This window comes from Pseudomonas sp. C8002, assembly GCF_013385765.1.
In the GTDB taxonomy this organism is placed as follows: domain Bacteria; phylum Pseudomonadota; class Gammaproteobacteria; order Pseudomonadales; family Pseudomonadaceae; genus Aquipseudomonas.
Genome location: NZ_JACAPJ010000025.1, coordinates 21,916 through 44,486 on the forward strand (window position 1 = coordinate 21,916; position 22,571 = coordinate 44,486).

Here is a 22,571-nt window from a genome sequence, read left to right on the forward strand (position 1 = left end):
CGGGAGGCCGCTGTGCTCTTGATTTTGATCTGACTGCCCCATCCAGCCCGAGGCCGAACGCAGGCAGTGCGCAGCAGCCAACCTGTAACTACAGCCCCATCACCCGAGCCAGGGATTGGCCGCCAAATGCTCACGCTCAAACGCCTTGATCTGCTCACTGCGCTGCAACGTCGTGCCAATAGCATCCAACCCCAACAACAACGCAGTCTTGCGCAACGTATCGATCTGGAACGCAATCACCTGCCCGTCCGCCAAAAGGATCTCCTGCGCCTCCAGGTCCACACTGATCTGCGCCTGCTCAGGCTGACTCACCATCTGCCCCAACCGCTGCAACACCGCCTCCTCCAGCGTGATCAACAACACCCCGTTACGCTGGCAGTTGTCATAGAAAATCCCCGCAAAGCTGCTGCCGATCAACGCGCGAATGCCCATCTGCTTCAGGCCCCACACCGCATGCTCCCGGCTGGACCCACAGCCGAAGTTCGGCCCCACCACCATAAAGCTCGCGCCCTGCCAGGCCGGCTGGTTCAGCACAAATTGCGGGTCAGGCTCACCCGAGGGCAAAAAGCGCAAATCAAAGAACAACCCGCGATCCAGCCCGTTGCGGTCGATGCCCTTGAGAAACTGCTTGGGCATGATCACGTCGGTGTCGATATTGGCCGCCAGCATCGGCGCCGCCTTGCCGGTGATCCGAGTGAAGGGTTGCAAGCTCATGTGCGGTCTCCAAAGTGGCGAATATCTGTCAGCCGGCCAGTGATGGCCGCAGCGGCGACCATGGCCGGGCTCATCAGGTGCGTGCGGGCACCCGCGCCCTGGCGGCCTTCGAAATTGCGGTTGGTGCTGGAGGCGCAGCGGTCGCCCGGCTCCAGCACGTCGTCGTTCATCGCCAGGCACATCGAGCAGCCCGACTGGCGCCATTCAAACCCGGCGTCGATAAAGATCGCGGCAAGGCCTTCGGCTTCGGCCTGGTCACGCACTTCGGTGGAGCCCGGCACGATCATCGCCCGCACATGGTCGGCCACGTGCTTGCCGCGCACCACGCTGGCGGCGTCGCGCAGGTCTTCGATGCGGGCGTTGGTGCAGGAGCCGATAAACGCGTGGCTGATCACAATGTCGCTCAACGGCATGCCCGCTTCCAGGCCCATGTAGTTCAAGGCACGGCGCATGTCCTGGCGCAGGATCAGGTCGCTGATGTCTTGCGGGTCCGGCACGCGGGTACCGATGGGCGCGGCCTGGTCGGGGCTGGTGCCCCAGGTGACCATCGGCTCAAGGGCGCTGGCATCCAGCTGCACTTCGAGGTCGAACACCGCGTCGGCATCCGAGTGCAGTTGGCGCCAGCCCACCAGGGCGCGTTCCCACAACTCGCCCTTCGGCGCGCGTGGCTTGCCCTTGAGGTAGGCGAAGACCTTTTCGTCCGGCGCCATGAAGGCTCCACGTGCACCGGCTTCCACCGCCATGTTGCAGATGGTCATGCGCGCCTCGACGCTCAGGGCATCGATGGTCGACCCACAAAACTCAATGGCGTAGCCGGTGGCACCCGAGGCACCGATCTTGCCGATCAGCGCCATGATCACGTCCTTGGAGGTCAGCCCACGGGCCAGTTCGCCGTCCACGGTCACACGCAGGCTTTTCAAACGCTTGTAGACCAGGGTTTGCGAGGCCAGCAAATGCTCGATTTCCGAAGTGCCAATGCCAAAGCCGAACGCGCCCAAGGCCCCGTAGGTGGTGGTGTGGCTGTCGCCGGCGGCGATCACCATGCCCGGCAGGATAAAACCCTGTTCCGGGGCGATCACATGTTCGATGCCCTGGCGCTTGTCGAGGATATCCAACAGCTCGATCCCGAAATCCCGGCAGTTTTCCGCCAGGTACGACACCTGGCGCGCACCGCCCGCATCCGGCATGGTCGCGATGCGCTTGGGCGTGGTGGGGTTCACATGGTCGACCACCGCCAGCGCCGTACCGGGCCGCCACACACCACGGCCCGCCTCGCGCAAGCCGCTGAAAGCTTGCGGGCTGGTGTATTCATTGATCACCTGGCGGTCGATGTACAGCAGCACATGGCCCTGGTCATCCAGGCGGCACACCGTGTGGGAATCGATGTGTTTGTCGTAGAGGGTTCTGGCAGAAGTCATTATGGGGCTCGCTCAACGGTATGACCCCATCATAGGCAGCGCCCCCGCCCCATCAATCCCGCCTTGGTGATGGCTCGGAACATGTTTCGTGTTGCATGAATGCGTATTTGAAACATTTACTTTCATATCCGCCTTAGGGTTTTGTGTTTCTCATCCGTCTTAACTTAGATACAGCCGCTCGCGTCAGCAAAAGCTACGGGTGGCGTTTTCCGGGCCTTTACCGCCTCCCTCCGATCAAGACCCTCATTCACATGTCGAAGAAGTCACGCTCAAAACTCTGGTTTCTCGTGCACAGCTGGCTGGCATTGCCCATCTGGTTCTTTGTGCTGATCGTCTGCGTCACCGGCACCCTGGCGGTGGTCAGCCAGGAGATCGTCTGGCTGGCCAACCCGGACATCCGCGCCAGCAAGCCGTCGGACGATGCCGAACCGCTCACCTACGACCAGGTGATCGGCGCCATCAAGCGCGCCGAACCCCAGGTGATCGTCGAATCCCTGAGCCGCCCGGACGAATCGCACTTCGCCCTCAGCGCCGACCTCAGCTACCCCGACGGGCGCTCGCTGGAGGTCTACGTCAACCCATACACCGGGGTGATCCAGGGCATCAGCCCATCGTTCAACTTCCAGCAATTTACCCGTGCCCTGCATGGCTGGTGGCTGGTGCCTTTCACCAATGGCTACAGCTGGGGCTGGTACCTGGTCTCGCTGCTGGGCTTGCCGCTGCTGGCCTCGCTGGTCACCGGCCTCGTGGTCTACAAGCGTTTCTGGAAAGGTTTTTTCAGGCCGACCCTGCGCATTCGTCACGGTGCGCGGATTTTCTGGGGCGACTTCCACCGGTTGAGTGGCATCTGGTCGATCTGGTTTATCGCGGTGATTTCCATCACAGGCACCTGGTTCCTGATCCAGGCGATCCTGGGTGATAACCAGATCACCATTTCCAGCGAGCCGATCGTCCCGGCGATTGCCCGCGACAAAGTGCCGATGTCCGCCCCGGGCGTACCGGCGCCCATGATTCCCCTGGACGAGGCGATCAACATCGCCACCCAGCGCATTCCCGGGCTTGAGGCCAGCTTCGTGAGCCTGCCCAGCAACGCCTACAGCCACCTGCGCATCGGCGGGCGTGGCTGGTACCCGCTGATGTTCCAGACCGCGGAAATCAACCCGTACAACGGCGAAATCGCCGCCTCGCACCTGCTGTCCGACCGTTCGGCCCTGGAGTTCGTCACCGAATCCATGCGCCCGTTGCACACCGGGGACTTTGGCGGGATCTGGATCAAGCTGATCTGGGCCTTCTTCGGCCTGGTGCTGAGCATGATGGTCTTGAGCGGCTTGCTGATCTGGACCAAACGCACGGCTCTGGCCACCCTCAATGCGCTGAAACGCGAAGCCAAGGCAGCCCGTCAACCGGCGAAAACCCAGGCCTTGCAGGCTGAGACCACGGAGGCCAACCCATGAACAAGGCCATGACGGTTCAACCCCCCTCGCCCCTGCGGGCCTTCTGGCTCAAATGGCGCTTCCACATCAATATCCTGCTGTTGCTGGTGCCCCTGGGCTTCATGCCCAAGTACTTTGCCGACGCGGCACTGTTTCGCGGCGACAGCGGCCTGGGCGAACGGGAGATCGGCGAAGTACAGGTCGGCCCCTGGAGCCTGAAGCTCGCCGAGCTACGCAACGAGCCGCCGCGCCCGGACCCGGCAGGCCCGATGAAATCCTTCAACGCTGCCCTGTGTGCCACGTGCATCGACCAGGTCAAGGCGACCTACCTGCGTATCGGCAAGCCCCGCAGCCTGCGGGCGGCCGGGGTGATTTTCTTCGGCACCCCATACCGCATGGGCGCCGCGTTGCCGATCCCTGAGCGCACCCCGCTGGACGCCGAAGTGTGGATCACCATGGAAGGCTGGGACGGCGCCATGCACCAGGCCTCCATTCCCTTGAGCCAGGCATCGCCGGCCACCATCGACTGGCTGAAAAAACGAGGAGTTAAACCATGACTTTGCCGCAACTGGCCCGCACCGTTGGCGCGCTGATCCTCAGTGCCGGTTTCAGTACCGTCGCCCTGGCCCACAACCCGATGTGCGAATGCAAGGAAATCGCCGGCGAGCAGATCCAGTGCACCGGTGGTTTCTCCGATGGCAGCGGTGCCCCCGGCGTGACCCTGGATGTGATCGGCTACGACGAGACCATCCTGGTGCCCGGCAAGCTGGGAGAAGACTCGAAGCTGACCTTCAAGAAACCCTCCGCCGAGTTCTACGTGTTGTTTGATGCCGGCCCCGGCCACGTGGTGGAAATCGACCAAGCGGATATCCAGCCCCAATGAGCCGTACAACCCAAGTCGTGCGCCCGGCCGGTGCCGGGCACGAAACCCTGTATGTCCTGCTGTTGTGCCTGATCATCCTCGCCGTTGCCGGCACGGTGGTGGCCTTGCGCGGTGAAAGCCAGGAGATCGCCGCCGTGCCCAGCCACCAACTGGACGCCCGCCGCGACCTCAGCGCCGCCGAGCAAGGCATCTACGCCGACCTGCGGGTGACCCTGGATGAAATCCACTTGCTGCAGGAGGAACACAGCGCCCTGCCGACGCCTGAACAGCTGGCCGAAGAGGGCTTCGCGCCCTTCGCCCAGGACGCCAGTTCGGTGAGCCGTGGCGACCACCGCTGGCAGTTGCTGGACGCGGCCTATCTGGGCCTGAGCCAGACGCCGGACCTCAGCGGTTCGCTGTTGATGCGCATCCGCGGCGCCGAGCCGGATATCTGGCTCAACCGCAGCGCCCACCTCACCGCCCCCACCGACCTCACTGACCAGGCGCTGATCAGCGCGGGCTGGCAGCAGGTAGTCGCGCAATTCGATGCCGGTGTCACCCGCCAGCATCGTCACTGAATTCACGTTGCAGCCGAGAGAAGACCATGTCTATTTCATCTCCATTATTACGTCTGGTGCTGGTCGGCCTGATCACCGTGCTGCTGGCCCCGTTCGCCAGTGCCGACCCGGCAAAGCGCCTGCGCATCGGCATCACCCTGCACCCGTATTACAGCTACGTCGCCAATATCGTCGGCGACAAGGCTGAAGTTGTCCCGCTGATCCCGGCCGGTTTCAATCCCCATGCCTACGAACCCCGCGCCGAAGACATCAAACGCATCGGCACCCTTGATGTGATCGTGCTCAACGGCGTCGGCCATGACGATTTCGCCGACCGCATGATCGCCACCAGCGAGCGCCCGGACATCCCGGTGATCGAGGCCAACGCCAACGTGCCGCTGCTGGCCGCCACCGGCAACGCTGCGCGCGGTGCGGGCAAGGTGGTCAACCCGCACACCTTCCTGTCCATCAGCGCCTCGATTGCCCAGGTGAACAACATTGCCCGGGAACTGGGCAAACTCGACCCGGACAACGCCAAGACCTACACCCAGAACGCCCGCGCCTACGGCAAGCGCCTGCGCCAGATGCGCGCCGACGCCCTGGCCAAGCTCACCAGCGCGCCCAACCCCGACCTGCGGGTGGCCACCGTGCACGCGGCATATGACTACCTGCTGCGGGAATTCGGCCTGGAAGTCACCGCCGTGGTGGAACCGGCCCACGGCATCGAGCCGAGCCCCAGCCAGTTGAAGAAAACCATCGACCAACTGCGGGAACTGGACGTGAAAGTGATCTTCTCGGAGATGGATTTCCCGTCCAGCTACGTCGACACCATCCAGCGTGAATCCGGGGTGAAGCTGTACCCGCTGTCGCATATTTCCTATGGCGACTACAGCGCGGAAAAATACGAAGTGGAAATGACCGGCAACCTCAACACCGTGGTGCGGGCGATTCAGGAGTCCGGGGCATGACGGCGGCTGAACACCTGAGTGTGGCCAGCGTTGGCCCGACCCTCGACTTCGATAACGTCGCGCTGACCCTGGGCCGTACGGTGATCCTCGATGCAGTGAGTTTCCAGGTGCAGCCCGGCAGCATCCATGCGCTGGTGGGCCCCAACGGCGGCGGCAAAAGCTCGCTGATCAAGACCCTGCTGGGGCAAACGCCGCACCAGGGCCAGTTGAGCCTGCATTGGCCGGATGCACCCGGCACCATCGGCTACGTGCCCCAGGCGCTGGAGTTCGACCGGGGCTTGCCGATGACCGTCGACGATTTCATGGCCGCGATGTGCCAGCGGCGTCCGGCGTTTCTCGGGCTGTCCAAACATTACGCCGCCGCGATTGGCGACGCACTGGAACGGGTCGGCATGCAGGACAAGCGCAAGCGGCGCATGGGTGCCCTGTCTGGCGGTGAACGCCAGCGGGTGCTGTTGGCCCAGGGCTTGATCCCGGCACCGCACTTGCTGGTGCTGGACGAACCGATGTCGGCGCTGGACGAAGCCGGGATCCAGGTGTTCGAGCGGCTGCTGAACGACTGGCGCCAGGCCGGGATCACCGTGCTGTGGATCGAACACGACCTGGAAGCCGTCGGCCGCCTGGCCGATCGCGTCACCGGCCTGAACCGCCGCGTGCTGTTCGACGCCACGCCGAAAGAAGCACTGACCCCGGACCGCCTGCTGACCCTGTTCTCCACCCACCCACGGAGCCCGGCCTTATGAGCTATGAAGCCTTTCGCCTGATGGTCCAGGGCTGGGCGTCTTCCGGGTATCTGCCGGAAGCGCTGGCCTATGGATTTGTAGTCAACGCCCTGCTCGCCGGCCTGCTGATCGGCCCGGTGCTGGGCGGTTTGGGCACCCTGGTGGTGGTCAAGCGCTTTGCGTTCTTTTCCGAAGCCGTGGGCCATGCCGCACTGACCGGCGTGGCCGTGGGCATTCTGCTGGGGGAACCCTACACCGGGCCTTACGGCAGCCTGTTCGGCTACTGCCTGCTGTTCGGGATCCTGCTCAACTACCTGCGCAACCGCACCGGCCTGGCGCCGGACACGCTGATCGGCGTATTCCTCTCGGTGTCCCTGGCCCTGGGCGCGAGCCTGCTGCTGATTCTGGCGGGCAAGATCAACGTGCACATTCTCGAAAACGTGCTGTTCGGCTCGGTGCTGACCGTCAACGGCAATGACCTGCTGGTGCTGGCGATTGTCGGCGCATTGGTGATGGCCCTGGCCCTGCCGCTGTACAACCGCATCATGCTCGCCAGCTTCAACCCGCAGTTGGCAGCGGTGCGCGGGGTGGCGGTGAAGACCCTGGACTACCTGTTCGTGATCCTGGTGACCCTGATCACCGTGGCGGCGGTCAAGGTCATCGGTGCGATCCTGGTGGGTGCGTTGCTGGTGATTCCGGCGGCCGCCGCACGCCTGTTGAGCCAATCGCTCAAGGGCTTCTTCTGGATCTCGGTGGTGATCGCCACCGTCAGCACCCTGTGCGGGATCCTGCTGCCGATCATCTTCGACCTGCCGATTCCGTCCGGTGCCGCGATCATCCTGGTAGCCGGTATCGCCTTCGCCCTCGCCGCCATCGCCCGCGGCACGGTCCCCAGCCTGAAAGGGAATCTTGGATAATGCGCCCGATGTTTCGACCACTGCTTCTGGCCCTGGCCATTGCCACACCGGCATTCGCCGCCGACGGCGTCAAGCCGCTACAGATCACCGCCAACCAAGGCGTTGGCCATGTTGCCTTGAACCAGGCCAAGGCGACAAAACCGGTAAAAGTCCTCGCCGCCTTGCCGATCACCTATGGCTTGGCGCAGGTGTTGCTCAAAGGCACTGACGTACAGCTTGAGCGCGCGGCACCGGCCAACCTGCCCGGCTCGCGGCAAGTCGCCTATTTCACAGGGCGCGGTGCGCAGGCGCTGAACACCCTGGCGCTGGACGCCGATGCAGCCATCGGCCTGCGCTCGCTGTGGCCCGACGACCCGCTGTACCCGGTGGCCCGGCGCAGCAATATCCGCATCGTCGAAGTCGACGCCGCGCGCCCGGTGGACGGCGGCTTGCCGGGGATTGCCGTGCAGCCGGGCGCCACCGACGGCCTGAACAGCCAGCCGTGGCAAGCCATCAACAACATGGGGCGTATGGCCGATGTGATGGCCGCCGATCTGAGCCGTCTGGCGCCCGAGGCCAAGCCGCAGATCGAAGCCAACCTGGCCGCGCTCAAGCAACGCCTGCTCAAGCTCACCGCCGACAGCGAAGCGCGACTGGCCAAGGCCGATAACCTGACGGTGGCCAGCTTGAGCGATCACTTTGGTTATCTCGTCAGTGGCTTGAACCTGGAGCTGGTCAGCACCGATGCAAGGGCGGATACCGAGTGGACACCCGAGGCGTTGCAGCAACTGAGCGAAGGCTTGAAGGAGAATGAGGTGGCCGTGGTGCTGCATCACCGCAAGCCAAGCGATGCGGTACAGGCGGCGGTCACGGCGGGCGGGGCGAAGTTGCTGGTGCTGGGCACCGATGGCGCCGACCCGGTGGCGGAACTGGAAGGCAATGTGGATCAGGTGATCAAGGCGCTGTAACGCGCCTCTCACCGGCGAAACACAGTAAATGTGGGAGCGGGCTTGCTCGCGAATGCGGTGTGACAGTCAACACATACGGTGACTGAAACAACGCCTTCGCGAGCAAGCCCGCTCCCACATTTGAGTCGGTGTTATGCCCGAGGTCCGGGTCAGCCGGCAAGTGCCTGGCTATCCATCTTCTGGCGCAGGCTCAGCGGACGCATGTCGGTCCACACTTCTTCGATGTAGGCCAGGCACTCTTTCTTCATCCCGCTCTTGCCCACGGTGCGCCAGCCTTCCGGCACGGCCTTGTAGTCGGGCCAGATGGAATATTGCTCTTCATGGTTGACCACTACCTGAAACAGGATGTCTTCGCGGTCGAATACTGAGGTCATTGCTGTTCTCCGTCGGGGTAAGGCTGGCTGCGCACCACGCACAGCTGATGTAAGAAGGAACGTGCCAGCCCGATAAAAAATTAGAGGCTGGTGACTGACGCCGCCAGGGCGCGACCAAAAATCTCGGCCACACGGTCGATTTCTGCGGCAGTAATCACCAGCGGCGGCAGGAAACGCACGACGCTGCCGTGTCGCCCGCCCAGTTCGAGAATCAACCCGCGCTTGAGGCATTCACGCTGCACCAGCGGCGCCAGTTGGCGATGCACCGGCGGGTGGCCCTGGGCATCAGGCGCACCGGCGGGGTCCACCAGTTCCACACCGAGCATCAGCCCACGGCCACGAATGTCTCCCAACTGCGGGAAGTCGCGCTGCAGGATGCGCAGGTGTTCGCCGAGGCGCTCGCCCATGGCGGCCGCGTGGGCGGGAATGTCGTGGTCCTTGAGGTAACGCATCACCGCCGAGCCGGCCGCCATGGCCATCTGATTGCCACGGAAGGTCCCGGCATGGGCGCCCGGCAACCAGGTGTCGAGCCAGTCGCGATACACCACCACCGCCAGTGGCAGGCTGCCGCCGATGGCCTTGGACAGCACGACCACGTCCGGGACAATGCCGGCATGTTCGAAGGCAAACATCTTGCCGGTGCGACCAAAGCCGCTCTGGATTTCGTCAACGATCAGCGCCACACCAGCCTGCTCGGTAATGCGCCGCAGGCCGCGCAGCCAGTCGAGATCAGCCGGGATCACACCGCCCTCGCCTTGCACCACCTCGACGATCACCGCCGCCGGCAGCAATACACCGGCCTCGGGATCGTTGAGCAGGTTTTCCAGATAATGCAGGTTGACCTTCACCCCTTCCGCGCCGCCCAGCCCGAACGGGCAACGGTAGTCGTACGGGAATGGCAGGAATTGCACGCCATTGCCGAGCAACGCGCCCAGTGGCTTCTTCGGCCCCAGGCTGCCCATCAGGCTCAGGGCGCCCTGGCTCATGCCGTGATAACCGCCCTGGAATGACAACACCGTGCTCCGCCCGGTGGCGGTGCGCACCAGTTTCAGCGCGGCCTCCACCGCATCGGTGCCGGTGGGGCCGCAGAACTGGATCTTGGCTTCCTGCGCCAGCGCCGGCGGCAGCAGGCCGAACAGGTCCTGCACGAATTGGTCCTTGACCGGCGTGGTCAGGTCCAGGGTGTGCAACGGCAATTCATCGCTCAGCACCTGGCGAATGGCATCGATCACCACCGGGTGGTTGTGCCCCAGCGCCAGGGTGCCGGCACCGGCCAGGCAATCGATAAAGCTGCGGCCTTCGACGTCCTCGACATAGATCCCTCGGGCGCGCTTGAGCGCCAGGGGAATGCGCCGTGGGTAGCTGCGGGCATTGGATTCCTGCTGGCGCTGGCGGGCCAGCAGCGGGGTTTCATCGAACTGGTAAAGCGTTTCCGCAGGGACCGCCTGGGTCTCTTCGATACGGCTGGTAGCGACTGACATCTCTCGATCCCTCAATACGCTGATGATGGTGACCAAACTGCCCACCCGTTGGCGCCAGGCCCAAGGGCCGCGCACGGATTTCCTGTTCTGGAAACGCATCAGCGAAGGGAGGATTTACACCTGTGGTCGTTAAAAACAGCTTTAGCGGATTTACCCGGCCACCCCGGTGTATTTTTCATTCAACGCATACAGGATCGCGCAGGTCTGCGCATCCAGCCGCCCACTGTAGTCAGAGGGCCGAAAATGCATCTGGAACGCACGGACACGTTGCTGGAAACCCAGGCGATTTTTCGCCGGGGCATAACCGTAGCGCTGGAACGCCCGCTCCACCTCAACCTCTGGCGGCAGGCCGATGTCGAACCGACGTTGATAGGCCATCTTGGCCACCTCTTCATACCAGGCCCCCACGCCCGCCTCGAACAGGCAGCGCCATGGCAAGCGGGGGCCGGGGTCGCTCTTGCGCCAATAGGCAATGTCGGAATGCCCGAGGATGTCGGTAGGACCGATCGCCGGGTAACGCACCTGAATGTCACGAATCAAGGCGATCAACACGTCAATCTGCTCTGCGCCATACGCCGGGAAGGTCAACACACCGGCGTCATCCCGGGCCTGGTTGACGATTTCAATGCCGATGGAGCGGCTGTTGAGGTTATCGCGCCCGGCCCAGTGGCTGGTGCCGGCGTGCCAGGCGCGTTGCGCTTCGTCCACCAGGCGAAATACCCGCAACTCGTCATAGCCGGCGGCGCGGTAGCTGGCGTCATGGGGGTCGGCCAACAGGTAGTGGGCACTGAAACCGTCGCGGGTCAGTGCACGCAATGACGAGGCAAAGGGCGCGGCGGTGTAATGCACAATCACCTGGCGCACGGCCTGGCCATTGCGCTCATTGAAGTCGTTTGCGGGATACGTGGAATCGATAACCAACATAGGGGCTGTCCTTTTCAACACAGGCCGAGTCATTCAGCCGGTTCAAACACAAAAAAATGACCGCCATCCTGAAGCGTTGCGCTTGAGGATGGCGGTAGCTATGTGTGCTGTGAAAAGAAGGTTTCAGCGCCGCAACGGCATGCCCAGGTCGACGCGCATGCCATCGGCCTGGCTGTCGAATTTCAGGGAGCACGAGCAGCGCTGCACGATGGCCTGGACGATCGCCAACCCCAGGCCGCAACCCGGGCTGTTGCCGTTGCGCCAGAAGCGCTGGGTCAAGTGTTGCAAGTCTTCGCTGGAAATCGGCGCGCCATGGTCACGCACCCGGAACACCACATTGTCGCCAGCGCTGGACACACTCAGCTCCACCCGGGTATCGGCCGGGGTGTGGCGCAACGCGTTGTCCAGCAGGTTGCGCAGGGCGGCGACGGCCAGGCCCACCGGCATTTCCAAAGGTTTTTCGGACAAACCGTCTGCCAGGATCAGGTCAATACGCTGATTGTCGCCGCCGTTGGCATCCTGGATCGCCAGTTGCGCAACTTGCTCGGCACTCGATTGCAGGCCGTCATCAAACGACAGGCTGCCTTCGACCCGCGCCAGCAGCAGCAACTGCTCAAGGGTGCGGTGCAAGCGGTCGGCGCCCTCTTCAGCATGGGCCAGGGACTGGTCACGGGCGGCGCCTTCGGTCATGCGCGCCACTTGCAGGTGGGTCTTGATCGCGGTCAACGGGCTGCGCAGTTCGTGGGCCGCGTCACCGGTCAAGCGGCGTTCGCGTTCGATGGTCTTGGCGATGCGTTGCAGCAACTGGTTCTGGGTGTCGAGCAGTGGCTTGAGTTCGCTGGGCAGCGGGCTGATCTGCAACGGTTCGAGGGAGTCGGCACTGCGGCGCATCAAGGCGTCACGCATGCGGTTGAGCGGCAACAGGCTCTGGCCGATCCCCAGCCACAACAGGCACAGGCAGCCCAACAATGCCACGCCCACCGGCACCGAGGCGGCCAGCAGGATCGACAGGTTCAACGCTTCACGCTCCACCTGCCGGTCGGCGGTGGTGATAAACAAATCGCCACGGGACAGGGTAAAGCTGCGCCAGCCCACGCCATCAATCATCTGGTCGCGAAAGCCGCTCTTGCGCGACTCCAGGCCCTGGTCCGGCGTGGTGTGGCTGCGGGCCAAAACCACGCCGCGCAAGGAACTGACCTGGCACGCCATACCGCCTGGCACATTCAGTTGTTCGGCGCTGAAGTGCGCGCCCTCCCCCGTGCTGGAGAGGCCGGGCATCTGCTCCATCAGCCCCGCCACCATGCGCGCCGACGCCACCAGGCGCTGGTCGAGGGAGAACATCATCTGGTTGCGCAGGTCGTTGAGCATCCACGCGGCGGCCAGGACCCAGATCAGCACGAAAGCTGCGCCGAGCTTGAAGGTCAGCCGCAGGCGCAGGCTCATCACGAAGCGTCCTCTCCACCGTCAGCCGGGCCCAGGCGATAGCCCAGGCCGCGCACGGTTTCGACAATGCCGTTGCCGAGTTTGCGCCGCAGGTGGTGGATGTGCACGTTGAGGGCGTTGCTTTCCAGTTCGTCGTTCAGGCCGTAGACGCTGTCCTTGAGCTGCTCGCTGGAGAGCACCCGACCACGGTTTTGCAACAGGGCCTGCAACAGCGCCTGCTCGCGGCGGGACAGGTCCACCGACTCACCGCCCAGCAACGTTTCGCGGCTGCTGGGGTTGTAGGTCAGGCGCCCGTGCTCGATCAGGTTGACGCTGCGGCCGGCTACCCGGCGCAACAGGGTGTGCAGGCGTGCGGCGAGTTCGCGCAGGTCGAAGGGCTTGAGCAGGTAGTCGTCGGCACCGGCCTGCAGGCCGTCGACGCGGTTGGTCACCGAATCCCGTGCGGTCAGGATCAGCACTGGAATCTCCAGGCCCTGGCTGCGCAGTTGCTGCAACAGCTTCAAGCCGTCTTCATCCGGCAGGCCGAGGTCGAGTACCATCACGTCGAATTCCGCCACCTTGAGCATCGCCCGGGCAGCCGCAGCCGTGCCGACGCGCTCGACCGTCAGGCCCTGGGCGCTGAGCCCGGCAACAATGCCGCTGGCGATCAGCTCGTCGTCTTCACAGACCAGTACGTGCATGGTGAACCCTTTGCAAAATGTGAGGGTGATTAAAAAGGCAGTGGATTAAGCGTGCATTATGCCGCCAACGCCAAGAATCCCGGATAATCGCTTCTTTCTAGGATAGCCCGGTTAATCATCGGTTAATCAACGCCACACATTGTGTGTCCCACTTGCTTCGAACTAAGGCTTGATCATGCGGCATCTGTTTATCTTTCTGCTGGTAGTGTTTGCTGGATTCGCCCAGGCCGCGCCTGGCAACAATCCATTCGAGACCAAACCCGACTTCCTCCCGGTGGGCAAAGCCTTCACCTTTACCTCCGAGCGTCTGGCCTCCGGCGAAACCCAGTTGTATTGGCAGATTGCCGACGGTTACTACCTGTACCAGCAGCGCATGAAATTCGATGGCCTGGCCGAAAAGCCGACGTTGCCCCAGGGCGAAGCCCACAGCGACGAGTTCTTCGGCGAGCAGCAAGTCTATCGCCAGGGCCTGGAAGTGAAGATTCCCGCTGGCGCCACCGGCCAGGTCAAGCTCGGCTGGCAAGGCTGCGCCGATGCCGGCCTGTGCTACCCGCCGCAATCGATCACCGTGGACCTGGGCGGCAACCCTGCCGTCGCCGCCACCGGCCAGGCCCAGGACCAAAGCCTGGCCAGCGGCCTGCAACAACGCAGCCTGGGCTGGAGCCTGCTGGTGTTCTTCGGCCTGGGCCTGCTGCTGGCCTTCGCCCCGTGTTCCCTGCCGATGTTGCCGATCCTCGCCGGCCTTGTGGTCGGCAGCGGCGCCAGCCCACGGCGCGGCTTTGCCCTGGCCGCCAGCTACGTGGTGTGCATGGCGCTGGTGTATGCCGCGCTCGGTGTATTGGCTGCGCTACTCGGCGGCAACCTCGCCGCCCTGCTGCAAACCCCGTGGATCCTCGGCAGCTTCGCTGCGTTGTTTGTGATTCTCGCCCTGCCGATGTTCGGCTTCTTTGAACTGCAACTGCCGGCCTTCCTGCGCGATCGCCTGGACAACGTCAGCCGCAACCAAAGCGGCGGCAGCCTGGTAGGCGCCGGCGTGCTCGGCGCCCTGTCCGGCTTGCTGGTGGGCCCGTGCATGACTGCGCCCCTGGCCGGCGCGCTGCTGTACATCGCCCAAAGCGGCAACGCCTTGCACGGCGGCCTGATCCTGTTTGCCATGGGCATCGGCATCGGTGTGCCACTGTTGCTGCTGGTGACCGTGGGCAACCGCTTCCTGCCCAAGCCTGGCACCTGGATGAATATCCTCAAGGGCATCTTCGGCTTCCTGTTCCTCGCCACCGCCGTGCTGATGATTCGCCCGGTGGTCGGTGAAACCCTGTGGCTCGGCCTGTGGGGTGTGCTGGCGCTGGTCATGGCCTACTGCGGCTGGCGCCTGGCCCGCGATTTCGGGCGTACCGCCATGCTGTTCGGTGCCGGTTCGCTGGTGTTGGGCCTCTGGGGCAGCGTATTGGTGATCGGCGCGGCCGGCGGCAGCGACGACCTGTGGCAACCGCTGAAGGTCTACAGCGGCTCGCGGGTAGCCGGTGCTCCCACCGCCCACGAAGCCTTCATGACCATCAACGACCCGGCCGTACTGCAAAGCCAGCTCGACAGCGCCAAGGCCCAGGGCCAATGGGTGCTGGTGGACTACTACGCCGACTGGTGCGTGTCGTGCAAGATCATGGAAAAACAGGTGTTCGGCAAACCCGAGGTACTGGCCGCCCTCAAGGATGTGCGCCTGCTGCGCCTCGACGTCACCGCCGACAACGCCGCCAGCCGCGAGCTGCTGGGCCGCTACAAGGTCCCCGGCCCGCCGAGCTTCGTCTGGATCGGCCCCGACGGTGAAGAGCGCCGCGCCCAGCGCATCACCGGCGAAGTCGACGCCGCCGCCTTCCTGCAACGCTGGACCCAAGCCCGGGAAGCCCTCTGATGCTGACACTGACCATCGGCACCTTCGCCATCGCCCTGAATCACTTGCTGCTGATCACGGCGTTGATCCTCGCCACCCTGGTGGGCTGGCGGGTGGCCAAGCGCGGCGGCGAGAACCCCGAGTCGGTGCTGTTCACCCTGTTTCTGCTGGGCATGCTCGCCGCACGCGTCAGCTTCGTGCTGATGTACTGGTCGTACTACCAGAATGACCCGCTGCAAATCGTCGACCTGCGCGACGGCGGTTTTCTCGCCTGGCCCGGCGTGATCGTGCTGATCATCGGCGCGCTGATCTACGGCTGGCGCCGCCCGCTGCTGCGCAAGCCGCTGAGCGCCGGCGTGATCACCGGCCTGGCGTTCTGGGCCTTGACCAGCCTGTCCCTGACCCTCTACGAAAAAGGCACGCACCTGCCGGACATTGCCCTGCGCAACGCCAATGGCGAAACCGTGCAACTGGCCGACTACAAGGGCGGCCCGCTGGTGATCAACCTGTGGGCCACCTGGTGCCCGCCGTGCCGGCGCGAAATGCCGGTACTGGAAAGTGCCCAGCGCCAGCGCCCGGACGTGACCTTCCTGTTCGTCAACCAGGCCGAAAGCATGCAAAGCGTCGCCACCTACCTGGCGACCCAGGGCCTGAACCTGGATAACGTGCTGTTCGACGCCAGCGGCCGCCTCGGCCAGGCCGTCGGCTCCATGGCCTTGCCCACCACCCTCTTCTACCAACCTGATGGTCGCCTGATCAACAGCCACCTGGGCGAACTCTCACAGGCCAGCCTGGCCCGCGCCATGGAGCGCTTCGAGCCGACCACCGCCAAACCGGCCTTGCCGGCCACCACAAGGAATTCGCCATGCTCCGCCTCCGCCACCTGCTGACACTCCTGCCCCTGACCCTGGCCGCCAGCCTGGTCCACGCCGAAGACTGGCCGGCGCCGATCAAGAACATCGAAGCCAAGGGGGCCAAGATCATCGGCAAGTTCGATGCGCCCAGCGGCCTCACAGGTTACGCGGCGCAATACCAGAACCGTGGCATGGCGCTGTACCTGACTGCCGATGGCAAAAGCGTGATTGCCGGCAACCTGTACGACGCCGATGGCAATGACCTGAGCACCGCGCCGCTGGAGAAACTGGTGTATGCGCCGATGGCCAAGGAAGTCTGGGCCAAGATGGAACACAGCAACTGGATCCAGGACGGCAACAAGGACGCGCCGCGCATCGTGTACCTGTTCAGCGACCCGAACTGCCCGTACTGCAATATGTTCTGGGAGCAGGCGCGGCCTTGGGTGAAGTCGGGCAAGGTACAGTTGCGGCACATCATGGTGGGGATTATCCGTGAAGACAGCCCGGGCAAGTCGGCCGCGCTGTTTGCCGCCAAGGACCCGCAACAGGCCTTGGAAGCCCATGAGTCGGCCGGTAAAGGCAGCAAGTTGCAGGCGCTGGAGAAGATCCCGGCGGATATCCAGGCCAAGCTTGATTCGAATATGAAGCTGATGGACGAACTGGAGTTGTCGGCCACGCCGGCAATTTTCTATCTGGATGACAAGGGTGGATTGCAGCAACAGCAAGGAGCGCCGTCGCCGGATAAGCTGGTGAAGATTCTCGGTCCGAAATAAGCAGACTGTTGGAAAAGGCCTCCCAAAAGCCGGAGGCCTGTATCCTTCAAGCGACCAATTCCAAGCAGATCAAACCTCCTCCACCACCAGTAACGTCACATCGAAGTCATTGCCGGGGTTCCCCATCTGACGATTATCAACGCTGAGCCTTGTCGTTGAAGTGGCAGTAAAGGTTCCTTGGAGCAACTGCCAAGACAACCCAGGAGAGGTGATCGAAGTAATATCGGCCCCGTTTGCCACCAACACCATAGAAGGCTTTGGAGGTGAGCCGCTATTGTCACGTATCCAAGCACTGAACCTGTAAATACGGCCTGACTGCAGTTGAGTGTAGAGTTTGAAAAGCTTTTCGCGCTGTGTAACGGGGTTACTGGTGTACGTATTCCCCCAATCAAACAAGTAATACCCCGACGCTGCTCCCGGCACTGCCCCGGTTTTAAGTACCAGGTCACCCTGAGATGCTGCTCCCGCCCCTCTTTGCCAGTTATTCCAGCCTTTCTGGTTCGGGTTAAAGTCAGTTACATCTTTCATAGGCTTGGTAAAAACCAAACTCAGTACTGGGAAGACGATCTCCTGACCCGGGCTGGGACTGCCATCCGGCGTGCAGCCGAATGTCACGACCAACGGTGTAAGGTTACGCAACTGCTCCAACTCGGAGCGCAGGAGAACCCGTCTCAGGCCGTTCTCAACATCCCCCTCGGTAATCAGTTCGGCCATCATCACCCTGATGACATAGGCGCTCCCATCTTCCCTTGTGCCGTCTACTTGTAGCCAACCTCTCTGCCCCGCCAGGATAAACCACCATTTTTCCACAGTAATATGGGCATCTCCCGCGAATGTCCGCAGGTCCAGAATACCGCTTTGGGTCGCAGGTGGCGTGGCCTCGGGCACTACCGGCATCGGCAGCCGCACCGGTACACTGATGCGCAAATTGAGCGTTTTGGAGGGTGCCCGCTTGCAGGCACTGGTGACGGTGTAGTTAATCTGGATCGTTTTACCGGCGCCTTGAATCACCGCTTCACGGGGGATTGGGAAATCCACATAACCCGGGTCGCCGTTGCCGGGCTCCGGCGCCAACGGCAAGCGGGTACCGTCCGACCGAATCCAGTCCAGGCTGATCATTTGCCCCGAGCTGATGTGTGCATACTCCACACGCACCGTCACACCGTCCCGACCGTTCCAAATCGTCAGGTCCTGGCCGACTGCCTCCAGCACCCTTGGTGCGTCGAGCACCAGCGCTTCCTGTTCAAGCTCCAAGTGCAACACCGGGAACCGTTCAGCGCTGGCCAGATCAACCTGGCCATTGAAGTTCACCGCAAAGTGCACGCTCAACCCACTGCAATCCGCCAGTTTTTGCAGCTCATGCCGCGACAGCACCGCACTGACGCCGTCGTGCAACCACTCCTCGGCCAGCGGCTCCCCCTCCAGCACATCAAAATGATAAGGCGTGCCATCGTCCAATTCACCGGTGGCCCATAACCAGCAAGGCTGGCCCAAGGCACGATAAGGGAAAGGAATCACCAGGGCTTGTGCGTCACCGTGGAAGGTATTGAGGTCCAGTACATGGCCTGTGGCCTGGAGAACCTGCGGTGCAGGCAACTCGCTGACATTGAGAATTTGCACATGGCGTTCAGGCGATGGCCACGTCTGACCTTCCCGCTGGACCGTGTAATGGACCGTGACCTGTTCATTGAAATTGGCGCTGATAGCCGAGGGTGGCACGTGAAATTCCACAAACGCCTCATCGCCAGCATTTTTACATTCCAGCTGCGGGCTACCCGCCCCGGGCGTGCCCTCCCAATAGGCACACACCCAGTCGCATGGGCACATCTGCTCATAACTGACCCGGATGGTAGCCCCCTCCTGGGCATTGACCGGATTGAGTGCATAGTGTTCAGGCGAAATCAGCGTCGCTTCAACCAGCGTAGGTGCCACGAGATTCAAATGGGGTTCAGTGAGCACCGTCAATGTGGTACTCGGAAAAAGTCTGGATGCATCATCCTCCGGACCGTTAAAGGCCACGATAAATACCAGGGTCAGTTGACTGCCCTGTTTAAGCCCCCGCAGTTTGTCCAAGGGTAAAGCTCTGCGCCATCCCTCATGCACCTCGGCTTCTGTCACCTGCTCGTGATTGACCAGGCGAAGCGTAAAGGCGCTCCCGTCCGCCAGGGTGCCATAGAGGTCCAGCCAAACGAACTGAATCGGATCAATAAACACCCAAGGCGTCACATACACCTGCGGGTCTTGCCCACACAATACTGTAAGGTCCAACACCCCATCGACCGCCTGAGGCACGTCAGGATGGGGAAGATCGTTGAACGGCAATGTCACATAAATATCGCTCTCACTGCTGGAAAACTCCTCGCCATTATGGGTAACCACACAACGAAACAGCGCAAAGCGATTGATACGCAGCCCGACGTAATAGGGCGGGATATGAAAATCCACACACCCCTCTGTCACACCATGCAGGGGCTCAGGCGCATATTCTTCCCCTGGCAAGCTCTTCCAGAACACCCGAATGAGGTCATCCTCACTCATTCCTTCATAACAAACTCGAAGCGTTGCGCCGTCGATCGCATCAAGCGGATCCAGCCTTCGTCCCACAGCTTGAACCAATGTAACCTCAGGAACGATGGCGGTTGCAGATTTGGCAGGCATACCTAAACTCCTTTTCCATGAGAAGAGCGCCTCATGACGGACTGAAACCAGTCCGACTGGCGAGCCCTTATCAAATGCTGAAAAAGAAACCGAATCTACTGTCAGAATTCACAGTTCCAACCTCAAAAACCACGCCGCACGACGAGTGGCACGTCGTGGCACGAGTGATTTTCTATCTGGATGACAAGGGCGAACAGCAAGGAGCGCCGTCGCCGGATAAGCTGGTGAAGATTCTCGGTCCGAAATAATCAGCCCTAGCCTGAAAAGACAATGCCCGCATCGAAGCGGGCATTGTCTTTTCAGCGCGGATTAAATCCCCTCGACCAGGAAATCATCCATGTACCAATCGTTGCCGCTCGTAGCGCCTTCATGGCTATAGATTTCCAGCAGCACGGGAGCGATGGTTGGCGTAAAGGTGAAGCTCAGTGTGTGCCAGTTCAGGTCAACCAACTCTTCCACCGGTGTTTGTTGAATGGAGTCTTTGCGCAACGATAACTTGGGCGTCGCGAACGCAACGCTGTACCGTCGAATCCGTACGGAAAACCGATAAGTAAAACCGCTCTCCAAATCCAAGAAGCGCCGCTGCAGGATCGGGCCGAAACTGTTATTGGTGTATGTGAAATTCCTGACTGCGTAATCGGGCTTGCCGTCAGGTCCCGTCCCCATATATTCAATGCTGATATCCCTGGCATCGGGTGCGCCTGACCCTACGGTCCATAAACCCAAGGTCTGATCGTTGAAATCCGTCAGGTCTCTGTACTGCTTGCGCAACAGCAACATCAGCACAGGGAACACAATTGCTTCGCTCACATGGGAGCTGCCGTCCGCCGTAACCTTGAACACGATGTTCAATACGGACCTGTGGCGAAACTTTTCCAGTTCCTCACGAGGCAGAACGTGCGACAACCCATGGTTTGCCTGCTCTTGCGTGATCGGCTCATTGACCAGCAGCTTGAGGGTATGGGACGACCCGTCGAGCAAGGTTCCCGTACATTCCAGCCAGCCCTTTTGCCCCGCCAGGATGAACCACCAGGCTTGCAGCGTAATCTCGGCATCCCCGGTAAAGGTGCGCAAGTCCAGTGTCCCCTGGCCACCGGGCAATTGAGTGGCCTGCGGCACCTCTGGCGCAGGCAAGCGCTGCGGGACACTGATCTGTAGCTCCAGGTCAGCTGACGTGACGTGCTTGCATGCGCTCGCGACGCTGTAACTGACGGGCACTGTTTTGCCGCTTCCAGCGATTACAGCCTCGCGGGGAATGGTGAAGTCAACGTACTTCGGATCAGTGTTACCCGGCTTGGGTGGCAACGGCAGGCAACTACCGTCCGATTGTGTCCAACACACGCTGATCTCGTCATGAGCACTGATGTGGTCATATTCCACCCGTGCCGTCACGCCATCACGGCCATTCCATACCGTCAACTGCGAGCCCACGGCCTCCCGAATGGTCAAGGGTTTCAGGACCAGGTCTTCCTGATGAATATCCAGGTGCAGCACAGGAAACGGTTCGGCGCTGGCCCTGTCGGACCGGCCATCGAAGTTCACCGCAAAATGCACGTCAAAGCGGCTGCAATCGGCCAGTTTTTGCAGGTCGCGCCGGGACAGCAGCGTACTGACGCCCTCCTGCAGCCATTGCTCGGAGAGCGGCTCGCCGTCCAGCACATCGAAGCGATAAGGCGCGCCATCTTCCCGCTCACCGGTTACCCACATCCAGCAGGGCTGCCCCAAGGCGCCGTACGCATAGGCCGCCACCGTCAGTTGCGCGTCCCCCTGGAACGTATTGAGGTCCAGCGTACTGCCCGTGGCCTGTTCCACCTGCGGCTTGGGCAGGCCGGAGATATTCAGGATTTTTACCGGTCGCGGCAGCGCCGACCAGGTTTGCCCTTCCCGTCGGACGGTGTAGCGGACCGACACCTGCTTATTGAAATTGGCGCTGATGGCTGACGCCGGCACATTAAAATCAACAACGTCCCGATTGTCGGCCTGCTTGCACTCGAGTACCGGAGTGCCTGCCCCGGCAGTCCCTTCCCAGAAGGCGCAAACCCAGTCGCAAGGGCACATATGCTCATAGCTGACCCGGATGGTCGCACCGTCCTGGGTATTGACCGGATTCAATACGAGATTTTCAGGTGTGATTTGCGTGGCTTCCACCACCGTGGGCGCTACGAGATCCAAATGAGGCTCGATGAGCAACGTCAACACCAAACCAGAAATCAGCCGATACACCGGCCTGGAATCCGCACGCGGCAAAAACTCAACGTAGAACGCAATATAAAGCTCACTGTCATGCTTGAGCGTGGCCAGCTCGGCACGGGACAACTTTCGGGTCCAGCCGTGGCGCACGTCCTCCTCTGTTACCGGTGCATCTTCATAAGGGTAGAGACTGGCCTTGGACCCATCAGGGTAAATCCCCCCGATATAGACCTGAGCCACTTGAACCGGGTCGATGAACGGCCAGGCGTCGACATGCAGAACCGGGTCTTCACCGCACAACAAGGACAGGTCCAGAACACCGCCTGAGGCTTGAAAGATCTGCAGTTGCGGCAAATTGGACGGCAGCTTGATGAACACGTCGGCAACGGGGGAAGGATGTTCCTCGCCATCGCGGGTAACGACATAGGAAAACAGCGCGAAGTTATCAATGCGCAGCCCTACGTAATACGGGGGTACGTGGAACTCGACCGAGCCCGCTTCGACGCCATCCAGGGAGGCAATCGGCGCGTATTCCCCCGGTGTCGACTCCCAGCGCAACGCAATACTGTCGGTGCTGAGCATCCCTTCGTAGAACACCCGGACAGTAGCCCCCTCCAGCAACTGGAGCGGGTCAACCCGGGGCTCTCCCTCGGCTTCGACCAACTGTGGCTTGGGCAGGTCAAGGGTCAACGGTGATGACTTGGGCATGATAGAACTCCATTTCAACGAGTGATGGTGTTGCCCATCACACGCCGAAATGCCCCCCTTGCC

Annotated in this window: 20 protein-coding genes and 1 pseudogene; 12 read left to right on the plus strand and 9 right to left on the minus strand. The window is 62.1% G+C overall.

Translation table 11 applies throughout. From position 1 onward, the window contains the following. Positions 1-99 precede the first annotated feature (99 nt). Both leuD and leuC read right to left on the minus strand, forming a co-directional pair. Positions 100-714 carry a 3-isopropylmalate dehydratase small subunit gene (gene leuD / locus HX814_RS24845; protein ID WP_003208984.1) on the minus strand — a complete coding sequence of 205 codons (615 nt, stop codon included), beginning with the start codon at positions 712-714 and terminating at the stop codon, positions 100-102. Beyond that, on the minus strand, positions 711-2,132 hold the full coding sequence (gene leuC, locus HX814_RS24850; RefSeq protein WP_177008987.1) for a 3-isopropylmalate dehydratase large subunit: 1,422 nt from the start codon (positions 2,130-2,132) through the stop codon (positions 711-713). The genes leuD and leuC overlap by 4 nt, the downstream gene beginning before the upstream one ends. Positions 2,133-2,383: 251 nt before the next feature. On the opposite strand from leuC, the gene HX814_RS24855 reads away from it, so the two are divergent. From HX814_RS24855 to HX814_RS24890, 8 genes are read left to right on the plus strand one after another with little or no spacing between them, the layout of a single operon-like run. Then, positions 2,384-3,586: a PepSY domain-containing protein gene (locus tag HX814_RS24855; protein WP_087695105.1), complete on the plus strand. Its 1,203-nt coding sequence runs from the start codon at positions 2,384-2,386 to the stop codon at positions 3,584-3,586. Further along, positions 3,583-4,122: a hypothetical protein gene (locus HX814_RS24860; protein WP_008431660.1), complete on the plus strand. Its 540-nt coding sequence runs from the start codon at positions 3,583-3,585 to the stop codon at positions 4,120-4,122. Before HX814_RS24855 ends, HX814_RS24860 begins: the two co-directional genes overlap by 4 nt. Beyond that, positions 4,119-4,448 carry a hypothetical protein gene (locus tag HX814_RS24865; RefSeq protein WP_003208992.1) on the plus strand — a complete coding sequence of 110 codons (330 nt, stop codon included), beginning with the start codon at positions 4,119-4,121 and terminating at the stop codon, positions 4,446-4,448. The genes HX814_RS24860 and HX814_RS24865 overlap by 4 nt, the downstream gene beginning before the upstream one ends. Next, positions 4,445-5,005 carry a DUF6162 family protein gene (locus HX814_RS24870; protein WP_102605703.1) on the plus strand — a complete coding sequence of 187 codons (561 nt, stop codon included), beginning with the start codon at positions 4,445-4,447 and terminating at the stop codon, positions 5,003-5,005. Before HX814_RS24865 ends, HX814_RS24870 begins: the two co-directional genes overlap by 4 nt. A gap of 26 nt (positions 5,006-5,031) precedes the next feature. Next, positions 5,032-5,952, plus strand: a complete 921-nt coding sequence (locus tag HX814_RS24875; RefSeq protein ID WP_023659272.1) for a metal ABC transporter substrate-binding protein — start codon at positions 5,032-5,034, stop codon at positions 5,950-5,952. Next, the gene (locus HX814_RS24880) at positions 5,949-6,695 is read left to right on the plus strand and encodes a metal ABC transporter ATP-binding protein (RefSeq protein WP_177008988.1); all 747 of its coding nucleotides are present in this window, start codon (positions 5,949-5,951) and stop codon (positions 6,693-6,695) included. The genes HX814_RS24875 and HX814_RS24880 overlap by 4 nt, the downstream gene beginning before the upstream one ends. Further along, positions 6,692-7,591: a metal ABC transporter permease gene (locus tag HX814_RS24885; protein WP_003208998.1), complete on the plus strand. Its 900-nt coding sequence runs from the start codon at positions 6,692-6,694 to the stop codon at positions 7,589-7,591. The genes HX814_RS24880 and HX814_RS24885 overlap by 4 nt, the downstream gene beginning before the upstream one ends. Beyond that, complete coding sequence (locus HX814_RS24890) at positions 7,591-8,538, plus strand: metal ABC transporter solute-binding protein, Zn/Mn family (protein WP_134327059.1); 948 nt, start codon at positions 7,591-7,593, stop codon at positions 8,536-8,538. Before HX814_RS24885 ends, HX814_RS24890 begins: the two co-directional genes overlap by 1 nt. Before the next feature lie 149 nt (positions 8,539-8,687). On the opposite strand, the gene HX814_RS24895 is transcribed toward HX814_RS24890, so the two are convergent. The 5 genes from HX814_RS24895 to HX814_RS24915 all read right to left on the minus strand — a co-directional run bounded on the left by HX814_RS24895 (position 8,688) and on the right by HX814_RS24915 (position 13,440). Beyond that, positions 8,688-8,912 (minus strand): MbtH family protein, encoded by a 225-nt coding sequence (locus tag HX814_RS24895; RefSeq protein WP_003209001.1) that lies wholly within the window; start codon positions 8,910-8,912, stop codon positions 8,688-8,690. Between the two features lie 80 nt (positions 8,913-8,992). Then, positions 8,993-10,393: an aspartate aminotransferase family protein gene (locus tag HX814_RS24900; protein ID WP_087695097.1), complete on the minus strand. Its 1,401-nt coding sequence runs from the start codon at positions 10,391-10,393 to the stop codon at positions 8,993-8,995. A gap of 150 nt (positions 10,394-10,543) precedes the next feature. Then, entirely contained in the window at positions 10,544-11,317 is a 774-nt protein-coding gene (locus HX814_RS24905; protein WP_003209007.1) for an N-acetylmuramoyl-L-alanine amidase, read from the minus strand. Between the two features lie 123 nt (positions 11,318-11,440). Next, complete coding sequence (locus HX814_RS24910) at positions 11,441-12,760, minus strand: ATP-binding protein (RefSeq protein ID WP_008431673.1); 1,320 nt, start codon at positions 12,758-12,760, stop codon at positions 11,441-11,443. Continuing rightward, positions 12,760-13,440, minus strand: a complete 681-nt coding sequence (locus HX814_RS24915) for a response regulator (RefSeq protein ID WP_003209011.1) — start codon at positions 13,438-13,440, stop codon at positions 12,760-12,762. Before HX814_RS24915 ends, HX814_RS24910 begins: the two co-directional genes overlap by 1 nt. A 175-nt stretch (positions 13,441-13,615) precedes the next feature. Here HX814_RS24915 and dsbD point away from each other — a divergent pair, with 175 nt between their 5' ends. The 3 genes from dsbD to dsbG are packed head-to-tail and all read left to right on the plus strand — an operon-like array spanning position 13,616 to position 16,952. Continuing rightward, a complete protein-coding gene (gene dsbD, locus HX814_RS24920; RefSeq protein WP_177008989.1) occupies positions 13,616-15,346 on the plus strand; it encodes a protein-disulfide reductase DsbD in 1,731 nt (576 codons plus the stop codon). Next, complete coding sequence (locus HX814_RS24925) at positions 15,346-16,215, plus strand: TlpA disulfide reductase family protein (protein WP_177008990.1); 870 nt, start codon at positions 15,346-15,348, stop codon at positions 16,213-16,215. The genes dsbD and HX814_RS24925 overlap by 1 nt, the downstream gene beginning before the upstream one ends. Further along, complete coding sequence (gene dsbG / locus HX814_RS24930; RefSeq protein ID WP_003209017.1) at positions 16,191-16,952, plus strand: thiol:disulfide interchange protein DsbG; 762 nt, start codon at positions 16,191-16,193, stop codon at positions 16,950-16,952. Before HX814_RS24925 ends, dsbG begins: the two co-directional genes overlap by 25 nt. A 69-nt stretch (positions 16,953-17,021) precedes the next feature. Here the strand turns inward: dsbG and HX814_RS24935 are convergent, their stop codons facing one another. Further along, positions 17,022-19,610, minus strand: a complete 2,589-nt coding sequence (locus HX814_RS24935; RefSeq protein ID WP_177008991.1) for a hypothetical protein — start codon at positions 19,608-19,610, stop codon at positions 17,022-17,024. Positions 19,611-19,777: 167 nt separating this feature from the next. On the opposite strand from HX814_RS24935, the pseudogene HX814_RS24940 reads away from it, so the two are divergent. Further along, positions 19,778-19,858, plus strand: a pseudogene (locus tag HX814_RS24940) (thiol:disulfide interchange protein DsbG); the annotation flags it as partial. A 61-nt stretch (positions 19,859-19,919) separates the two neighbouring features. On the opposite strand, the gene HX814_RS24945 reads toward HX814_RS24940, so the two are convergent. Next, complete coding sequence (locus HX814_RS24945; RefSeq protein WP_177008992.1) at positions 19,920-22,508, minus strand: hypothetical protein; 2,589 nt, start codon at positions 22,506-22,508, stop codon at positions 19,920-19,922. Positions 22,509-22,571: the final 63 nt, after the last annotated feature.